The organism is Gottfriedia acidiceleris (genome assembly GCF_002128425.1).
Lineage (GTDB): Bacteria > Bacillota > Bacilli > Bacillales > Bacillaceae_G > Gottfriedia > Gottfriedia acidiceleris.
Genome location: NZ_NESS01000006.1, coordinates 65,238 through 82,807 on the forward strand (window position 1 = coordinate 65,238; position 17,570 = coordinate 82,807).

The 17,570-nt window shown below is 33.6% G+C and carries 20 protein-coding genes, 1 pseudogene and 1 other annotated feature; of the genes and pseudogenes, 13 read left to right on the forward strand and 8 right to left on the reverse strand.

The features are described 5' to 3' along the window. Positions 1–3 precede the first annotated feature (3 nt). The 6 genes from nadX (at position 4) to B6K90_RS24575 (ending at position 4,039) form a co-directional block, all read left to right on the forward strand. The gene (nadX, locus tag B6K90_RS12810; RefSeq protein WP_088013165.1) at positions 4–786 is read left to right on the forward strand and encodes an aspartate dehydrogenase; all 783 of its coding nucleotides are present in this window, start codon (positions 4–6) and stop codon (positions 784–786) included. A gap of 23 nt (positions 787–809) precedes the next feature. Next, entirely contained in the window at positions 810–2,111 is a 1,302-nt protein-coding gene (locus B6K90_RS12815) for an aromatic ring-hydroxylating oxygenase subunit alpha (protein ID WP_088013166.1), read from the forward strand. A gap of 19 nt (positions 2,112–2,130) precedes the next feature. After that, positions 2,131–2,640, forward strand: a complete 510-nt coding sequence (locus tag B6K90_RS12820) for an aromatic-ring-hydroxylating dioxygenase subunit beta (RefSeq protein WP_088013167.1) — start codon at positions 2,131–2,133, stop codon at positions 2,638–2,640. Positions 2,641–2,661: 21 nt separating this feature from the next. Next, a complete protein-coding gene (locus B6K90_RS12825; protein ID WP_088013168.1) occupies positions 2,662–3,444 on the forward strand; it encodes an SDR family NAD(P)-dependent oxidoreductase in 783 nt (260 codons plus the stop codon). 291 nt (positions 3,445–3,735) lie between these two features. Beyond that, positions 3,736–3,978, forward strand: coding sequence for a helix-turn-helix domain-containing protein (locus B6K90_RS12830; RefSeq protein WP_088013169.1), 243 nt, complete (start codon positions 3,736–3,738; stop codon positions 3,976–3,978). A 7-nt stretch (positions 3,979–3,985) separates the two neighbouring features. Beyond that, the gene (locus tag B6K90_RS24575) at positions 3,986–4,039 is read left to right on the forward strand and encodes a hypothetical protein (protein ID WP_407920519.1); all 54 of its coding nucleotides are present in this window, start codon (positions 3,986–3,988) and stop codon (positions 4,037–4,039) included. Here B6K90_RS24575 and B6K90_RS12835 read toward each other — a convergent pair. The 3 genes and pseudogenes from B6K90_RS12835 to proC all read right to left on the reverse strand — a co-directional run. Beyond that, positions 4,038–4,262, reverse strand: a pseudogene (locus tag B6K90_RS12835) (response regulator transcription factor); the annotation flags it as partial. The gene B6K90_RS24575 and the pseudogene B6K90_RS12835 sit on opposite strands and share 2 nt — an antisense overlap. A 377-nt stretch (positions 4,263–4,639) precedes the next feature. Beyond that, entirely contained in the window at positions 4,640–4,900 is a 261-nt protein-coding gene (locus B6K90_RS12840) for a ribosome small subunit-dependent GTPase A (protein ID WP_407920520.1), read from the reverse strand. Between the two features lie 53 nt (positions 4,901–4,953). Further along, positions 4,954–5,775: a pyrroline-5-carboxylate reductase gene (proC, locus tag B6K90_RS12845; protein WP_088013172.1), complete on the reverse strand. Its 822-nt coding sequence runs from the start codon at positions 5,773–5,775 to the stop codon at positions 4,954–4,956. A 393-nt stretch (positions 5,776–6,168) separates the two neighbouring features. Next, positions 6,169–6,381: a binding site (T-box leader), on the forward strand. Between the two features lie 102 nt (positions 6,382–6,483). Here proC and proB point away from each other — a divergent pair. From proB to B6K90_RS12880, 7 genes are all read left to right on the forward strand, one after another. Beyond that, positions 6,484–7,587: a glutamate 5-kinase gene (gene proB / locus B6K90_RS12850; RefSeq protein ID WP_088013173.1), complete on the forward strand. Its 1,104-nt coding sequence runs from the start codon at positions 6,484–6,486 to the stop codon at positions 7,585–7,587. 166 nt (positions 7,588–7,753) lie between these two features. After that, a complete protein-coding gene (locus B6K90_RS12855; RefSeq protein ID WP_088013174.1) occupies positions 7,754–9,001 on the forward strand; it encodes a glutamate-5-semialdehyde dehydrogenase in 1,248 nt (415 codons plus the stop codon). Positions 9,002–9,492: 491 nt separating this feature from the next. Beyond that, positions 9,493–9,897: a type VII toxin-antitoxin system MntA family adenylyltransferase antitoxin gene (gene mntA / locus B6K90_RS12860; protein WP_088013175.1), complete on the forward strand. Its 405-nt coding sequence runs from the start codon at positions 9,493–9,495 to the stop codon at positions 9,895–9,897. Further along, a complete protein-coding gene (gene hepT / locus B6K90_RS12865) occupies positions 9,890–10,306 on the forward strand; it encodes a type VII toxin-antitoxin system HepT family RNase toxin (protein ID WP_088013176.1) in 417 nt (138 codons plus the stop codon). The genes mntA and hepT overlap by 8 nt, the downstream gene beginning before the upstream one ends. A gap of 83 nt (positions 10,307–10,389) precedes the next feature. Next, on the forward strand, positions 10,390–11,526 hold the full coding sequence (xerS, locus tag B6K90_RS12870) for a tyrosine recombinase XerS (protein ID WP_088013177.1): 1,137 nt from the start codon (positions 10,390–10,392) through the stop codon (positions 11,524–11,526). Between the two features lie 359 nt (positions 11,527–11,885). Then, positions 11,886–12,215 carry a transposase gene (locus B6K90_RS12875; RefSeq protein WP_088013178.1) on the forward strand — a complete coding sequence of 110 codons (330 nt, stop codon included), beginning with the start codon at positions 11,886–11,888 and terminating at the stop codon, positions 12,213–12,215. After that, positions 12,170–13,078: an IS3 family transposase gene (locus B6K90_RS12880; RefSeq protein ID WP_235821804.1), complete on the forward strand. Its 909-nt coding sequence runs from the start codon at positions 12,170–12,172 to the stop codon at positions 13,076–13,078. The genes B6K90_RS12875 and B6K90_RS12880 overlap by 46 nt, the downstream gene beginning before the upstream one ends. An 82-nt stretch (positions 13,079–13,160) precedes the next feature. Here the strand turns inward: B6K90_RS12880 and B6K90_RS12885 are convergent, their stop codons facing one another. The 5 genes from B6K90_RS12885 to B6K90_RS12905 form a co-directional block, all read right to left on the reverse strand. Then, the gene (locus B6K90_RS12885; RefSeq protein WP_088013179.1) at positions 13,161–13,796 is read right to left on the reverse strand and encodes a hypothetical protein; all 636 of its coding nucleotides are present in this window, start codon (positions 13,794–13,796) and stop codon (positions 13,161–13,163) included. Between the two features lie 115 nt (positions 13,797–13,911). Continuing rightward, entirely contained in the window at positions 13,912–14,526 is a 615-nt protein-coding gene (locus B6K90_RS12890) for an HAAS signaling domain-containing protein (RefSeq protein WP_088013180.1), read from the reverse strand. A gap of 3 nt (positions 14,527–14,529) precedes the next feature. Next, a complete protein-coding gene (locus tag B6K90_RS24580) occupies positions 14,530–14,871 on the reverse strand; it encodes a PadR family transcriptional regulator (protein ID WP_088013181.1) in 342 nt (113 codons plus the stop codon). Between the two features lie 380 nt (positions 14,872–15,251). Beyond that, the gene (locus B6K90_RS12900; protein WP_088013182.1) at positions 15,252–15,551 is read right to left on the reverse strand and encodes a hypothetical protein; all 300 of its coding nucleotides are present in this window, start codon (positions 15,549–15,551) and stop codon (positions 15,252–15,254) included. Positions 15,552–15,665: 114 nt separating this feature from the next. Continuing rightward, positions 15,666–17,507 carry a terpene cyclase/mutase family protein gene (locus B6K90_RS12905; protein ID WP_088013183.1) on the reverse strand — a complete coding sequence of 614 codons (1,842 nt, stop codon included), beginning with the start codon at positions 17,505–17,507 and terminating at the stop codon, positions 15,666–15,668. Between the last annotated feature and the right edge of the window lie 63 nt (positions 17,508–17,570).

Sequence of the window (17,570 nt, forward strand, 5' to 3'; positions counted from 1 at the left end):
CACGTGAGACTTGGTCTAATCGGGTGTGGTAATATTGGACAATTTCTTCTTCAAGCAATTAATAAAGATGGCATGTTACCTGGCGGAAAGATTGTTTCAATTTATACACGTTGTGAAGAATCAGCGGTTCAGCTAGCTAAAGAGTTTGAAACAGAAGCTTATACAGATGTAGATGCGCTTCTTCACTCTAATATAGATTTAGTCATTGAAGCTGCAACAGTAGAAGCAGCAGAAGAATACGCTATTAAAGTTCTTGAAGGTGGAAAAGACTTATTGTTAAGCAGCATTGGGGTAATGGCTGATTCTGTTTTTGAAGAAAGAGTTCGAGATGTTTGTACAAGATGTGGTGTAAACGTTTTCTTACCATCAGGAGCAATCGGTGGATTGGACATTTTAAAGTCAGCAAAAGCTGTGAATGGTCTAGAGACTGTATCAATTACAACTAGAAAACCACCTGGAGCATTATCGGGAGAAGTTTTTGCTAAAGAAACGATTTTGTTTGAAGGCTTTGCAGCTGAAGCAATTAAGCTATACCCAAGAAATATAAACGTAGCAATCGTACTATCATTAGCTGGAATAGGCTCTAACAACACGAAAGTAAAAATTATTGCTGACCCGAATGTGATAAAAAATAGCCATACAATTGAAGCAGCTGGTGCGTTCGGAAAACTGAAACTTGAAATCGAAAATGATCCAATGCCAAATAATCCTAAAACAAGTTATTTAGCAGCGTTAAGTGTTTTGGCAAAGTTACAAAACAAAGATAAATATGTACAAGTTGGTTAGATAAATGAAGGGAGAGTGTGAGCGTGATTAAAACAGAAAAAACTTTAGATGAATTGTCAAAAGAGCAACTAGTAAATTACTTAAATAAAACCGTCAAACCAGATGAAGGAATCATCCCTGCATATCTTCTAGGTGATAAATCGGTTTACGAATTAGAACATGAAAAAGTATTTTTAAAAACATGGATTTTTCTAGGTCATGAATCTGAAGTCCCAAATCCGGGGGACTTTATGACACGTGAACTTGCAGGTTATTCGATCATTATCTCACGAGATAGTAATGGTGAAATCAATGCATTTTACAATATGTGCACTCACCGTGGTATGAAGCTGTGCCGTGCTGATAAAGGAAACAAGACTTTATTTACATGTCCATATCACGGGTTTAACTTTAAAAATACAGGTGAGCTTGTTGGGGTACCGCTTCAAAAAGATATTTATGGTGAGAGACTCGACCGATCAAAAATGGGTCTTCACCAAGTGAAGCTAGAATTATATAAAGGTCTTTTATTTGGAAACTGGGACGAAAATGCAGAGCCTCTTGAAGAATTTCTCGGTGATTTTAAGTGGTATTTAGATATTGTAGTAGGACGTGCAGAGATGGAAGTAATTGGAGCTCCGCAACGTTTTATTGTTAATTCAAACTGGAAAGTCGGTTCTGATAACTTTGTAGGTGATTCCTACCATACGATGGTTACTCACGGTTCAATTGCCAAATTAGGTATGGTACCAAATGCAACATACTCGAAGCGTGGTTTTCAAATTCACACTGAAAACGGACATGGATTAAACCTTGGAACACCAAACCCAGACTTTGCTTTTCCTGAAGAATTAAAGGATGAATATAAAAGTAATTTGTCAGAAGAACAATATGAAGTTTTATCAAACTTAAAAAATATGATTGGTAATGCTTTTCCGAATATGTCATTTTTAATATCTCACACAAAAATTAAGGGCGAATTAATTTCGAATACTTCAATTAGAATGTGGAGACCAATTAGTCACAATAAAATGGAAGTAATTGCTTGGATGCTAGTAGAAAAAAATGCTTCTCAGGAATGGAAGAATCGATCAAGAGATTCCTTTATCTTAACGTTTAGCCCATCTGGTATTTTTGAGCAAGATGATACTGAAGTTTTCACAGACATAACAGAAGCTGCTCAAGGTCCAATGCCATTTCAAAAGAATTTAACTTATAACTATACAATGGGACTACATCGTGAACCTGTCGATTTTATCGGACCAGGTGTAGCCTATGATGATAAATTTACAGAAGCAAGTCAACGTAATTTCTACCAGTACTGGCTTGAATTAATGACCAAGTAATAAAGGAGGGAGGAAGGAAATGAATATTGAAAAACTATTAGCAAAATTAGAATTTGAACAGTGGTTAATTGATGAAGCAGAATTACTTGATGATATTGAATTTGATGAATGGTTTCGTTTAATGCACTCGAATTTAATCTATCAAATGCCTGTACGCGTAAATAAAGAGGGAACACAACGCCCAGACTATTCAACTGAGATGTTTACTTTTAATGATGATATTGAATTATTAAAGCTTCGAGTAGATCGATTGAAAACCGACTATGCATGGGCTGAAATTCCTCCTTCAAGAACCCGCCGTTTTGTAAGCAATGTAAGCGTAAAAGAGTTTGTTAAAGAAGAGAAGGCAGTGGTTAATAGTTATTTACTGATCTATCGAAGCCGTAGCACAGATATTCACTATGATTTAATTTCTGGAGAACGTAAAGACGAGTTTACATATGAAGATGGGAAATGGAAGCTTTCCAAGAGGGTATTTATTGTAGATCAAACAACAATTAATACTAGAAATCTTGCAATCTTTGTTTAATAGAAGAAAGGTGGCTAAGTGATGTTATTAAAAGATAAAGTAGTGTTAATTACAGGCGGCGCATCTGGAATAGGAGCAGCCGTTACGAGACGATTCGTTCAAGAGGGAGCAAAGGTAAGTATTATAGGTCGCTCACTTGAAACACTAGAGCAAATGAAAGAAGAATTTAATGACAATCTCCTTATCATTCAAGGTGATGTAAGCAAATATGAAGACAATGAGCGAGCTGTAAAAGCGACAGTTGAACAGTTTGGTAAACTAGATGTATTTATTGCGAATGCAGGCGTTTTTGATGGCTTTGCAAAATTTGCTGATGTGACACCCGAAGCCCTTTCAGAGGCATATGACTACCTTTTAAATATAAACGTAAAAGGCTCATTTTTTGGTGCAAAAGCAGCTTTAGAGGAATTACAAAAAACAAATGGTAATATTATTTTTACTGTATCAGGTGCAAGCTTCTACCCAGACGGTGGTGGAGTTTGGTACACGGCTAGTAAGCATGCTCAAATTGGTTTAATGCGTCAGCTTGCTTTTGAACTAGCACCAAATATACGAGTAAATGCAGTAGCACCAGGGGGAACTTTAACAGCACTAACTGTCATCCCACCTTTACGTACTTTTACTAAATCTGTAGATAATGATACGAAAGCAAGCAATATAAAAAGAAGAAATCCACTTCAACTAGCACAAATGCCTGAAGATCATGTTGCAGCATATGTACTTTTAGCATCTGATCAGTCACGAGCGATAACTGGTGAAGTCATTTCTAGTGATGGTGGATTATCAGTTCGTGGACTTGGTTAAGGGATTATTGATAAAACATAGGGTGTCTTAAAGGGGTGACTTTTTAGGGACACTCTCTTTTTTATTATTGTTAATAAAATTGTAAGGGGTTGGTAGTAGTTTAAACAGTATATATACGTTTTGGTATATAGATACCAGTTATATGATAAATCGTATGGAAGAGTTGTTACACGCTTGTTTTCATAAATACGCTTATCGGCAATAAAAAAAGGATCTTCACTTGTTATTATCCCTTTATAGTAGACAGTCAAAAGAAAGGATTGTACTGTCTACTATGGAGGGGATTTTTTTATGGGGAAAATAAGAAAAACTTATTCTAAAGAAATTAAGGTGAAAGCTATTGATTTGTATTTTGAGAAGGATATGGGGATTAGATCAATAGCTAAAGAACTAGGTATAGGATTTGCGACTATTCAAAGATGGATAACACACTACAAACGAGAAGGAATCCAAGGTTTAGAAGAAAAAAGAGGAACATCAGACAGCCTACTTAGAAGAAAAGCCAAACGAGTGGCAGAGGCTTGGCTTTGCTAGAGCAATTATTACAAAGCCTGAAATCCTTATTTTAGATGAGCCATCATACTTTTGGTTCTAATAATCTTTAAGCATTCCATCCCATCAATTTTCGGAATCATAATATCAAGTAAAATTAAGTCAAAATATTGTACTTCTACTATCTGTAATGCCTCTTCACCATCAAAGACGGTGGAAACTGCATATCCATGTTTCACCAAAGTATCCTTTATCATCTCACTAATGTAGTGATCATCTTCTACAATTAAGATTCGATTGATTATAATCCCATCCTCAACTTTTATTCTGGTTTTTCATAAAAACTATATTAATACACTAAAATACTCCCAAGATAAAAATATCTAAGGAGTACTAGAATACAATATTTTACATGTAAATTTCTCCACTTTTTGAAATCCAGTAATTTTTATTTTTTTTGATATTCTCTACATTACACATTTTGTATGTGACTATTAAAAATAGTGGAAACCCTCTTATTGAACAAATAGTATAAAAAGACTCGACGGTTGGCTTATTAATTTTTCAGGTTCAATTTTATATAAAAAACTCTTTCACAAATACCAAACTAACATTACCACAAGTATTCAATATTTATCGGGCTTTTCCCTTCGTTAAATAGTAGACCGACATATTTAGTAGTATAAAGCTGTTACCCTTAATTCTAAGACTTTTGAAAGAGCTTCAGTTGTTTCATATAATCAATAGCTTTGGTTTTATTCTTTTTCTCAGAAACATATTCTGCTTCATTTTTAAATCTATAATAGTTATTTAATCTTACTTCTAAGAAAATGCCTTCAGAAACTGCTTTTTTAACTGCACACTTTGGCTCAGTTGTATGAGTACAGTTGGAAAACTTACATCTAATCGATAATTCCAAAAGATCTTTGAATTCATTTTCTATGTTTTCTACAGAATCTATAATTTCTGATACTTTTTTTTCGTTCAAAACGGAACAAAAAATCGCCTTTTTTTGTGTTACATATGTTTTATGAGACTGGATAGTTCAACAGACTTTTGCGTACAACGCTTTATAGCTGAAATGATAGCTGTTCTTAAGCCTTTTTCCTCTAATATTGCTACAGCTTCTATTGTCGTTCCACCTGGAGAACAAACCATGTCTTTCAATGCACCTGGATGTATTCCCGTTTCCAGTACCATTTTTGCAGAGCCTAATACAGCTTGAGCTGCGAATTTATATGCTTGATTTCTTGGCATACCATCTAATACAGCAGCATCTGCCATGGCTTCTATAAACATATAGACATATGCTGGCGAAGAACCACTAACAGATGTTACAACATCCATTAATTTTTCGTTTACTATCTCTGTTTGGCCAAAACTATTAAAAATGTTTAGTATATCCTCTAAATCTTTTTCTGTAACCATTTCATTAGGACATAACGCAGACATTCCTTCTCCAACAAGAGCAGGTGTATTAGGCATTACTCTTACAACCTTTAACTTTTTATCAAAAGCTTCCTCAGTACTTTTAATGCTTTTTCCTGCAGCGATAGTTACGACTATAACATCGTTTTTTATCTGTTCGTTTATTTCGTTAATTACTGATGAGTATAGGTCTGGTTTGATAGATAAAATTAAAATGTCAGCATTTTTAGCTACCTCATTGTTGTCAGTAGTTGTAGTTATACCATATTTTTTACTAGCATTTTTTAAATTTGTATGGTTTAAATCTGAACAAATTATTTTATCCGAAGGCACTATATTTTTGGTTATCATCCCTCCAATCATAGCTATCCCCATATTTCCGCATCCAATGAATCCAATTTGTTTATCCATATTTACTCAATTTTGCTCCTTCTAAAATAAATTATATCGGTTTGAAATTATTATTCTGAAAAAATTGATAATATCCCATGCAATATAAAAAAACATTTTAAGAGAGTACATTGTTTTTTGCAATATAAAAAAATATAGAAATCAGTTTTATTCTGTATGAAACGCGTATATTCTAAATAATTTAGTATCTTTGTTATATATTAACTAATCAAATTTTAAATCATGTTGAAGATTAGTAATACATCACTATTAACAACGTAATGAATATAAAAAAACTTATGTTTAGACATGAATTTCACTTTATGCTAAGAGATGTTTAGAAAATTAATTTAATTTAAAAAATGCCTCTTGACATAAAAACGCACTATATTGCATAATGTATAAAAATCAAATTGAAAATCGTCGAAGGGAACTAGTACATATATCTTCTTGCGAAAGAGAGTGGAATTCACCGGCTGAAAGATTCCTCGTATAGAAAGTATCGAACCTATCCCTGAGTCTTAAACGAAAGTTTAGGCGTATACCTTCGTTATAGGTGTCAAGCGGATATATATATTTATATCAATAAAGGTGGTACCGCGGAACAATGACTGTTTCGTCCTTTTTATTAAGGGCGAAGCGGTCATTTTTATTTTGCTCTTTATTGCTAAATAGCATGTTAGAAGATTAATTTACAAAAAATTCGCATTTAGAATAGGAGGGACAAAAGTGAAAAAACAGCGAATTGTCGTGAAAATTGGAAGCAGTTCCTTGGCAGTTAATCATGGAGGTATCTCTGAGGAACAGCTTTCTGATCATGTTGCTGCTTTGGCGCAATTGAAACAGGAAGGACATGAAGTGTTGCTGGTTACATCTGGGGCAATTGCTGCAGGTTTTTCTGCTCTTGGGTATCCAAGTCGACCTGTAACAATTAAAGGGAAGCAGGCTGCCGCGGCTGTAGGACAAAGTCTGTTAATGCAGGCGTATACGGAGGAATTCCGTAAATATGGTATCGTTACCGCGCAGCTTTTGCTGACGAGAATTGATTTTTCTAGAAAAGATCAATACAGTAATGCATATGCCACTTTAGAAGAGCTACTAAATCGTTCCTCTCTTCCAATAATCAATGAAAATGATTCAATTTCTTTAGAGGAGCTGACTTTTGGTGATAATGATATGCTGTCAGCTTTAGTGAGTGGGCTTGTTTCGGCGGATATGCTCATGATTTTTACGGATGTGAACGGTTTATATGACCAAAACCCTCAGAAAAATGCGGACGCGAAAAAGTATTATTTCCTCCCTGAGGTTACGGAAGAAATTGCTTCTCTTGCTGAAGATGCGGGCTCAAAACTTGGGACTGGCGGTATGAAATCAAAAATCGATGCTGCAAAGACGGCACTATCTCTTGGAGTGAGTGTATTTATCGGAACAGGACGTGGACAGGAGAAGTTTTTAGATGTTTTGAAGGGTAAAGGTGATGGAACGTATATCGGTAATGCTCCTCAAAAAGTGATTAAGATGAACAAGCAATGGATCGCGCTACATTCGCTTGTTAGTGGACAAATTGAAGTAGATGCTGGGGCAGCCTCTGCCATCATTCATCATGGAAAAAGTCTTCTTCCTGCTGGTGTTACTAATGTGTCTGGGTTCTTTCGAGCGGGTGAAGTTGTGGAGGTCATCACACAACAAGGACTCTTGATAGGGAAAGGTCAATGTAGATATAGTGCAGAGGAACTACAGGATATAAAAGGGATGCAAAGTCACGTCATTCAGGCTCAAGGCGTAAGACATAGCTATGAAGTCATTCATAGGGATAATTGGGTTTCATTTTAAGAATAGAGAGGATCCGTTCAAGTGAAGAGGGCGGAATCCTCCGTCCTAAATCTGATTGATTCACCTAATATCTATGTAGAAGAGTCTTGGATGATCGTTCCAAGTTGTCAAAGTTAAACATGCCTCAAGTTTTTATATTTTGAATCTTTAAAAGGAGGAAATGAAGATGAATGAAGTATTAGAAAAGGGACAAAAAGCGAAAAAGATAGCTGGAGAACTTGTTCTCAAATCCACAGTTCAAAAAAACAAGGCACTTGCTGCGATTGCGGATCAATTGATAATAGAAACACCCTATATTTTGGAGGAGAACAAAAGAGATATTGAAGTAGGTAAAGCAAATGGAATGTCTGCTTCTATACTTGACCGCCTTACGCTGAATGAACAGCGCATTATTGATATGACAGAGGGTATCCGGCAGCTAATTGATTTGCGTGATCCTGTTGGAGAATGTGTAACCACATGGGAAAGACCGAATGGATTGTCTATTCAAGAAATGCGTGTGCCACTAGGTGTTGTCGGGATGATTTACGAAGCGCGACCGAATGTAACTGTGGATGCGGCCACAATTTGCTTGAAAACAGGAAACGCAGTGATCTTGCGTGGCAGTTCTTCCGCTACTTATTCTAACAAAGCCATCGTAGCTGTCATTCACCGAGCTCTTAAACAAACGAGCTTGCCTCCAGAAAGCGTACAGCTCATTGAAGATACGTCACGATATAGTGCAAAGCAGCTGTTTACATTAAATGAGTATTTGGATGTTCTTATCCCAAGAGGTGGCAAACAGCTAATAGATACTGTAGTGAGAGAAGCGTCTGTTCCTGTATTGGAAACAGGTGCGGGAAATTGTCACATTTTCATTGATGAAACAGCGGATAAACAGATGGCATTTGATATTATTATAAATGCAAAAACACAGCGACCATCTGTATGTAATGCAATTGAAACAATTATACTTCATGAGGAGTGGGCGCACCGATTTGGTACCGAGCTCTTTTCTTCCTTAAAGGAAAAAGGAGTAGAGCTACGTGGAGATAAGAAGGCACTGGCTATCGATTCTTCTATTGTACCTGCTTCAGAAGAAGACTGGGGAACTGAATTTTTGTCTCTCACGCTGGCAGTCAAAATGGTCTCCTCTGTTGAAGAAGCTATTAACCACATCAATACTTATGGATCCATGCATTCCGAAGCGATTATTACAGAAAGGGAAGAAAGTGTGAACAAGTTTTTCACGTCCGTAGATGCCGCGGCGCTCTACCATAATGCTTCGACTCGCTTTACTGATGGTTTTGAATTCGGCTTTGGTGCAGAAATCGGCATCAGTACGCAAAAGCTACATGTAAGGGGACCAATGGGGCTTCCTGCATTGACTTCTACAAAATACGTGATTCGTGGAAATGGACAAATTCGGAGATAAGGAATGTAGGGAAAGAGGCAAATCCTTATGATGATCATAAACGTCAAGTAACTCCAAAATATACAATAAAAGTTGATTTTAGAGTTATTTTTTGTTTTCTTCACTTTTTTTCGGCACTCTGCATCTAGACAGTAAATTTGTTGACTACGGCAAGACTCTAACAATTTCTTTTATATTATTTAAATCGGTTCTGGTGCAAATGATATGTAAATTAGAAATAGTAGTGATTCTGTTGCAAAGATTAATAAACTTGATATTAATTATTCAAATCCTGATGGATAATTATATTTGTAGAAGTAATCCTAAAAGATTATAAAACTAATATGCCATCCTTAAAAAGGGTGGCTTTCCTAGTATTATCCAACTTATCTAGAACACTTAATATAAAATAAGCTTCGCATATAATTAAAGTTAAACGCGAAGTTGTTTATTGAGTATATAAATGTGGTATAATGAAATATGAATTTACATAATTTAGGAGGTAAATCTGAATGATCCCTCAAGAATTGCTACAAAAAATAACAGAGACATTAATCAAAAAAATTAATCCATATGCTATTTTCTTATTTGGTTCTGCAGCTCAAGATCGTATGCGACCTGATAGTGATTATGATATAGCATATCTTAGTGATTCTAAATTAAGTAATTATGAACGATTTTTATTATCACAAGAACTAGCTAATATTATAAATTACAACGTTGATTTAATAGATTTAATCAATGCTTCAACAGTATTTCAAGCTGAAATTATACATAATGGGAAAGTAATATACTGTGCAGATGATGAACGGAGAATAAATTTTGAAATGAAAACCTTAAAGATGTACGCAAAATTGAATGAAGAAAGAATTGAAATCTTAAAAAATATCAAGAAAAGAGGTTCAATTTATGAATAATCAAGTAATTTTAAATAAAATTTCTACAATCGAACGTTGTATTTCTAGAATAAATGAAGTTTATGAAAATAACCCATTGAATCTTAATGATTTTACTAAGCAAGATTCTATTATTCTAAACATACAAAGAGCTTGTGAAGCGTGTATTGATTTAGCTATGCATTTAGTGGCGGTTAGAAAACTGGGAATTCCACAAACAAGTCGAGATGCGTTTGATTTATTAGTAGCTAACTCCCTGCTCTCTCAAGACCTTTCAACGAAATTAAAAGCAATGGTTGGATTTCGAAATATCGCTGTGCATGATTATCAAAGCGTTAACCTTGATATTGTAGAAAAAATAATTGAGAATCATCTTGTAGATTTTAAAACATTTACACAACATATCATAAAAATTTCAGACACTTTTTAATCATTATATTATGTAAATAAGTATGCGTATAAAATGGATTATTTGCGAACTTTGTCGAAGAAAGTAAGATAAGGAATGATACTATGCATCATATATCAAAAACACTTAAGGATATTGAGCAATTTGAAGTGAAAACGAAAAATTTACAACAAGAAAAACATCTTCATCAATTAAAAGCTCTGCTACCTTCTCTTCCACCATACGTGTTTAAGTACTTTCAGAATAATCGTAAACGATCAGCTACTACTCTATTTAACTATGCTAATGATTATAAGTTATTTTTCAATTTCTTAGCCGATAATACTTGGGTATTAGATAAACTAGATAAAGATGTTATCTCACCTGTTGATATACCTATTTCGATACTAGCTGAACTTCCTCTAGAAGAAGCTGAAGAGTATCAGGGTTATCTTGATGGTAAATACGAACCAAGAACTGTTAATAGACGTATTAGTGCACTTAAAAGTTTATTTAATTATTTAACACAAAAATCAGAGGATCCTATAACGAAAGAACCATACTTTTATCGAAATGTTTTTGCAAAAATAGAGACTACTAAAGTAAGTTCAGATCCCGCGAAACGTGCTGATTCTTTTGAACATAATATCTATAAAGGAAATGAGGATTTACGTTTTTTGGATTTTGTTGCAGCTGAATATGAAAAGTCCCTTTCCCCTATCCAATTAAGATTTTTCCAAAGGGATAAATATAGAGATTTGGCCATCCTATCGCTCTTTTTAGGCAGCGGATTACGATTGTCTGAATTAACATTTTTACAATTAGAAGATATAAATTTTGAGGAAAACTTATTAGGAGTTTATCGTAAGGGGCAATCAGGAAAAGTATATGTCACTGTAAGTCCAAGAGCTATGGATGAATTAAAAGAATACTTGCATACAAGAGCAGAAAATTATGGATGTGCTACCGATGAAAAACATGTATTTTTCACTAAATATAAAGGAAGTTACTCACCCCTATCTACTCGATCGATTCAGGATCTAGTAGAAAAATATTCGAAAGCATTTAATGTAAATAAACGTTTAACACCACACAAATTACGTCATACTTTCGCAACCAAGCATTGGACAGCAAATAAAGATTTGATCGGGCTGCAAACACAATTAGGGCATACATCAAGTGAAATAACCTCTAGTTATACCCATGTTGGCAAGGAGAAACAACATAAAAATCTAGGGAATATGGATGAACTTGAAGAATAATAGTTCTGGAGTATAAAACTGTTAAGGGATGATTATTATTTTCAATAACCCAATAATTTTCTAATTGCTATTTTAATCAGTTTAGATTTATCTTCTTTTTCACGATTTATCTTCGAAGCCTTTTTTAAAAGAAAGATTTTGAAGATAATTATCATCATCATTTTTAGTGTTAACATCAATAACATTGTCATTATTGACATATATTTTAACTTCTGTATCTTTGTTTTTGTATATGAATATCTAGTTTACATAAAGATTCTTATCGGCAATTAAAAAAGGACCTTCACTTTGATATTATCCCCTTATAGTAGACAGTCAAAAGAAAGGATCGTACTGTCTATTAAGGAGGGGATTTTTTTATGGGGAAAATAAAAAAAACTTATTCTAAAGAAATTAAGGTGAAAGCTATTGATTTGTATTTTAAGAAAGATATGGGGATTAGATCAATAGCTAAAGAACTAGGTATAGGATTTGCGACTATTCAAAGATGGATAACACACTACAAACGAGAAGGAATTCAAGGATTAGATGAAAAAAGAGGAACTTCTGACAGTCTACTTAGAAGAAAAGCCAAAATAGATAATGAAAGTAATACCGAAAAAATCAATCGATTAGAAGCAGAGAATGCCTTTTTAAAAAAGCTATTAGCTGCGAAAAGGGGGCTGGTAAAAGAAGGGAAAAATCATTAGAATACAGAATAATTCATGAGCTAAAGAAACAATTTCCTATCATGATCTTATGTAAAATAGCTGGCGTTTCAAAGAGTGGATATTATAAATGGTTAAAACGCCAAAGTAACCCTTCAAATAAGGAATTGGAAGATCAAACTATTGTATTAAAAATCATTAAATCCCAAGAAGATCCTGATATTAATTGGAGTTATGGTTACCCAAGAGTTAAAACATGGTTAAAGAAAACGTATGGTTTGAAAGTTAATCATAAAAGACTTTATCGTTTAATGAAAAAGAATGGAATTCAAGCAAAGATAAGGAAAAAGAAGTGGAGATATTTTGGACGTAAAGAAAAATGTGTTGTTTCAGAAAACAAACTAAACAGAGAATTTTCAGCTACACGCCCTAATGAAAAATGGGTAACAGATATAACCTGTTTACAGTTTAATAGAAAGAAAATCTATTTATCTGCCATCTTAGACCTATATAACAATGAAGTTGTGTCATACAAGATAAGTGATAGAAACGATCTAAAGCTAGTAGCTGATACTTTAAAATCAGCCATAAAAAAAAGAGATGTAAAAGGACTCCTACTACATAGCGATCAAGGATTCCAATACACCTCAATAAGATATAATCAACTATTATCAAGATACGATATAAAAGGAAGTATGTCCAGAAAAGGAAATTGTTTGGATAATGCTTGTATAGAGAGTTTTTTTAGCCAATTTAAAACTGAATGTTTTTACCGATATCGATTCAAAACTTCAAAAGAAGTAACAGCAGCAATTAAAAAATACATGAAATTTTATAATAATAAACGTTTTCAAAAGAAATTAAGCAACCTTAGCCCCACTGAATATAGGGCTATGGCTGCTTAATTAGCGTACCTTTTATTTATTGTCTACTTGACAAGGATAAGACCACTTTGAAGATCCTTTTTTCTGTCTGATAAATAACGTATCAAAGGTTGCTACATGCAAAATATTTAAAAACAGTTCTACAAGCAAGAGCTAGTAAAACATTAACTCCAGCTGCCCCTAAACAAACTAGTAAACTAGAAAATTGACAAGCCCACCAAAGCGAAGAGTGATCAAGAGATAAAGTAGAAATACCATCTTTCATTGGTACTTCTTGTTTTTCAACTGTAACTGTACCTTCACGCATATCATTAATTGTTCCATCAGAAGTTGCACGTAAGTTTCCTTCTGAATCATAAGATTTTAAAGTAAACGCATCTTGGTTATTTAAACCTTCTGACTGGATATGAGTAACTCTCACGATCTTTTTATCTTTTGGAGTTATAAATACTTGAACAGCATTATTTTGATCTTCACCAACTGTTCCACTTACAACAACTACGTCTTCAGGAAATTTTTCTCCTGCTTCAAATAACATAGCTTGTCCATCTTCAATTTTTTTACTAGATACATTGTTTTTATAAACATCAGATTTAGATGCTTGTTTTATGTACTCTTTAGCAACCTTATCTTGTAGAGCAGTACATTTACAATCCGTTGCTGCTGCTGTTGCATTAGGTCCTAATCCAAAACTAAAAAACATACAAATTACAGATAAAACTATCATTGCTTTTTTCATTTCTAGAAATCATCTCCTGATATAATTTTTACAACATTCTAAATACTAGTATAATAGATTACTATTTTCCATGTTTTTCCAAAAAATTGATACAAAAAAGGTATAACGATATCCGTTATACCTTGTAGTTCTTAGATTTTAATGTCTTATATATTATCAAATGTTGAATAATAATTAAAATAGTTAAAGTAATCATATAGCCAATTAAGAAATAGTCTATATCATTCCTTCTAAAAAAGAAAAATAATGCTAATGGAAGACACATCCATATTCCAATAGTTACCCATAAAAGCTGTTTAATGTTATCTTTATTCCAGTTTTTATGTCTAATTACCAAAATATTTCCAAACAAAAGCATTACCAAACCGATTATACCTAAATATACACTTAATGTTTGATCTGTTAATAATAAAGCTAACTCTGCTAATCCCATAACAATAAGCGCAGACTTATATCTAAATTTAAAATCCATATTATCTGTTGGATCATGCGTTAATTTTTCTTGATTATTTTTTATGTAATCATGCGCAAGAACCTTAGGGTTGGGAAATTCACTTAAAGAAGATTCAATTGCAACTTGTTCTGTTACCCCCATTGCTTTTTTTTCTTCTATTAACGAAAATAGATGGTCTTCAATCTCTGTAATACAATTATTTTTTTCTTTATTAGGTAAAGAAGACAATTCTTTCTTTAAATCATTTAAAAAATTATTTACTAAAGTGCTATGCATAAATTACAACTCCCTTTCCAAAGTTAAAACAGATTCGTATACTTTCTTATAATCCTCCAACCTTTGGAATAGCAAATTTTCTCCTTCCCCAGTGATTCTGTAGTACTTTCGAGCTGGTTTACCTTCCATTTCCATCCAATAAAATGAAATTAAATTAAGAACTAGTAATCTCTTAAGTATTGGGTATATTGACGCCTGAGAAATTGAAGAAAACGGAAGCTCATTAAGACGTTTTACTAATTCATAACCATACGAATCTTTTTTTTTCAAAATCAATAAAACATTTAATTCGAATGTTCCTTTTTTAAGTTGGTTTATCCATTGATCTTCATTTAATGTTTTCATATTCTTAATATATATTATCAAAACATATATTTCAATGATATATATGTTTTTTTATTAAAACAAAAATATCCTTGTGCATTTCCTTATGAATGAAGTATGCAATTCTAGTTAACATAAAAAATCTTGACGGTAGTAAACAAAAAGCCAAACCCTTCTGCGGCAAGGGGTTAGCTTTTATGTGTTTTATCTAGCTATGCAAATTTTATACGTTGTTGATTTTTTAACATTTGTAGGGGGCAATACAACTAATGTATTCTCTTATTCTTGTATAAAATCATGCATAAAAAGAGGCCAATAAAATTCCCTTTAGAAATGATTTAAAAAGAAGGAATTTTAGGCCTTTTACTTTAAAAATATTAAAAATTACTGTCAGCAATTAATTAAAACCAAAAACGTCTTCTACTACTTTTTATCATATTCCACATTTCTCTTTGGTGAGAAGGATCTTGTGGGTTTACATTACAGTTCATTAGCCATTGAGCTGCGTTTTCACGTTGTTCCTCAGTTATTGATGTACGACAACAATCTGATAGTCTATCAATCATATGACATGCACCTTCTCGGCTTCTTAAATCATTGCTACGATATGATCGAAGAATACTATAAATACGCGGAAAATAGCGAGGATCACAAACTTTACCACAAAATTCTCTCATTAAACTTGGGTCAAGACTTCCCATAAAGCCACTCCTTTATTGTTTAAACCATAAACTTAAATGACATACACACAAATAACAATGTATTATATGCAATCAAATAAAATATGGACAAGGCGTTTAACTAGAAAGCGTTAATTAGTCACTTGTCTTATACTTTTTTAGATAATGGCTTAAAGTCAATAAGGGCCAAATATAACGATAGCTATGGTAATTTATATAAAAATGGCCTGGTAATCCTCCACCTGTTGGATAGGTCAATCGCCTATCATGGACCTTTAACCAGTTTAAAATGTTTAAAATTCCATCGTCAATTTCACTAGTAGGGTAATCGTTGATCGAAATAAGCGTATCAACTACCCATGATGTATGAACAATTGTCGAAAAGGATAGTGGGATATACTTTCTTTCTATATCGCTTTTACAAGACTCACCCCAGCCACCATCCTCATTTTTTATATTGAGTAGCCAGTTGTTAGCTTTTTGAATGCTAGCATGGCTTGAAGGGATACCGACCGATTTCATACCAGTAATTGCAGCCCATGTTCCATAAATATATGAAATTCCCCAACGACCGTACCAGGAACCATCTTCGTGTTGATGATGGATTAACCAATTAACTCCATCTTCAATTCTTGGATGAACCATATTTAATTTTAATTTAGAACCTAGAAATTCGATTGTTCGACCGGTCAAGTCCGCCGTAGATGGATCAACTGCAGTATCAACAAAATTTTGGATAGGGAAAATGAGTTTTAAGTACTTATTACTGTTTTTTTCAAATGACGCCCATCCTCCGTCTTTATTTTGCATATCAAATAACCATTTCACTCCGGCGTTCCAGGATTTTCTATAATTGACATCTATTAAGGAGATATTAGTTGTAGCTCTTAAGACTGCTTGTGTATCATCTACGTCAGGGTTTTGAGTATTGCTCTCTGAAAATCCCCATCCTCCTAAATAAATCTTATGATCTTCTTCGACTACTGTATGTTGGAGGGAGACTAAGTAGTTTGAAGCGGCCACGATTGCTCTGTCATTTATTGGTACACCTGCCTCCTGTAATGCGTAACTAGTAAGTGCTGTATCCCATATTGTTGAAGGGGAATTTTGGATATGAAGGGAATCTTCCAATTCGAATAGGAAAGATTTTATGCCTAAAACAGCATTTTGTATTACGGGAGAAGTAACTTGATAGCCTAATGAAAGAAGTGCATAAATTCCAATAAAAGTGGCGCTGGCATAACTTGATAAAGTTCCATCTCCTTCAATACTTTGAAGAATATATTGCTCAGCCTTTTTAATACCCACTTTGGATAATGACTTAATAAAAGGCATTTTAAAATTTGGAAATTTCCTTTTTTTTCTAATCTCTTTAATTTTTTTGTTCGTGAACAAATGTTGTATAGATGGCGTCCATTTATTTTTAATCGTAAATTTTTTATGTCCTAATAGTAAAAGTGGTGCAAAATGGAATCGAACATAAGAACTAAATTTAAAGAAGGAGAAAGGAAAAAACTTTGGTAAATTCATTAAAAGGAGAGGGACTGGAAAAAACCTGGGCCAAGGGTACAACCCATGTAATGCGAGCATAAATTTTGTTGAGACGTGTACACTCTCTAATCCCCCATTTTGGAGAATGAATTCTTCTGCTTTCTTCATTTTTTCATCAGTAATTTCTATAAAACCAGAGAATAGTAATGCAGTGTATGCCTCTACAGTTACTGATAAATTTCCTGAATCATCATCAAAAAGCTTCCAAGCACCACTTGAGTCTTGCTTTATTAATAAACGATTTACCAGTTTCATAATTAATTCTTCATCATGACATTCAATCGTTCTTAAAATAATAATCATATAGGCATCTGTCATAGGACCGCTTTCGAAACAATATCTCCATGATCCATCATCACTCTGATCCAATTTAATTTTGTCCATTAGACTATCTATTTCGGCTTTAACTTTCGCTGATAAATGCATTTTTAATCTTCACCGCCAACTGATTGTGATACATATTTTTTTCACGCTAATATATGGTAAATT

What these genes read in the sequence shown, in the direction of transcription:
- B6K90_RS12820 (WP_088013167.1), top strand. Translation starts at nt 2,131, where the DNA reads ATGAATATTGAAAAACTATTAGCAAAATTAGAATTTGAACAGTGGTTA.
- B6K90_RS12825 (WP_088013168.1), top strand. Translation starts at nt 2,662, where the DNA reads ATGTTATTAAAAGATAAAGTAGTGTTAATTACAGGCGGCGCATCTGGA.
- B6K90_RS12830 (WP_088013169.1), top strand. Translation starts at nt 3,736, where the DNA reads ATGGGGAAAATAAGAAAAACTTATTCTAAAGAAATTAAGGTGAAAGCT.
- proC (WP_088013172.1), bottom strand. Translation starts at nt 5,775, where the DNA reads ATGGATAAACAAATTGGATTCATTGGATGCGGAAATATGGGGATAGCT.
- B6K90_RS12855 (WP_088013174.1), top strand. Translation starts at nt 7,754, where the DNA reads ATGAATGAAGTATTAGAAAAGGGACAAAAAGCGAAAAAGATAGCTGGA.
- mntA (WP_088013175.1), top strand. Translation starts at nt 9,493, where the DNA reads ATGATCCCTCAAGAATTGCTACAAAAAATAACAGAGACATTAATCAAA.
- hepT (WP_088013176.1), top strand. Translation starts at nt 9,890, where the DNA reads ATGAATAATCAAGTAATTTTAAATAAAATTTCTACAATCGAACGTTGT.
- xerS (WP_088013177.1), top strand. Translation starts at nt 10,390, where the DNA reads ATGCATCATATATCAAAAACACTTAAGGATATTGAGCAATTTGAAGTG.
- B6K90_RS12875 (WP_088013178.1), top strand. Translation starts at nt 11,886, where the DNA reads ATGGGGAAAATAAAAAAAACTTATTCTAAAGAAATTAAGGTGAAAGCT.
- B6K90_RS12885 (WP_088013179.1), bottom strand. Translation starts at nt 13,796, where the DNA reads ATGAAAAAAGCAATGATAGTTTTATCTGTAATTTGTATGTTTTTTAGT.
- B6K90_RS12890 (WP_088013180.1), bottom strand. Translation starts at nt 14,526, where the DNA reads ATGCATAGCACTTTAGTAAATAATTTTTTAAATGATTTAAAGAAAGAA.
- B6K90_RS24580 (WP_088013181.1), bottom strand. Translation starts at nt 14,871, where the DNA reads ATGAAAACATTAAATGAAGATCAATGGATAAACCAACTTAAAAAAGGA.
- B6K90_RS12900 (WP_088013182.1), bottom strand. Translation starts at nt 15,551, where the DNA reads ATGGGAAGTCTTGACCCAAGTTTAATGAGAGAATTTTGTGGTAAAGTT.
- B6K90_RS12905 (WP_088013183.1), bottom strand. Translation starts at nt 17,507, where the DNA reads ATGCATTTATCAGCGAAAGTTAAAGCCGAAATAGATAGTCTAATGGAC.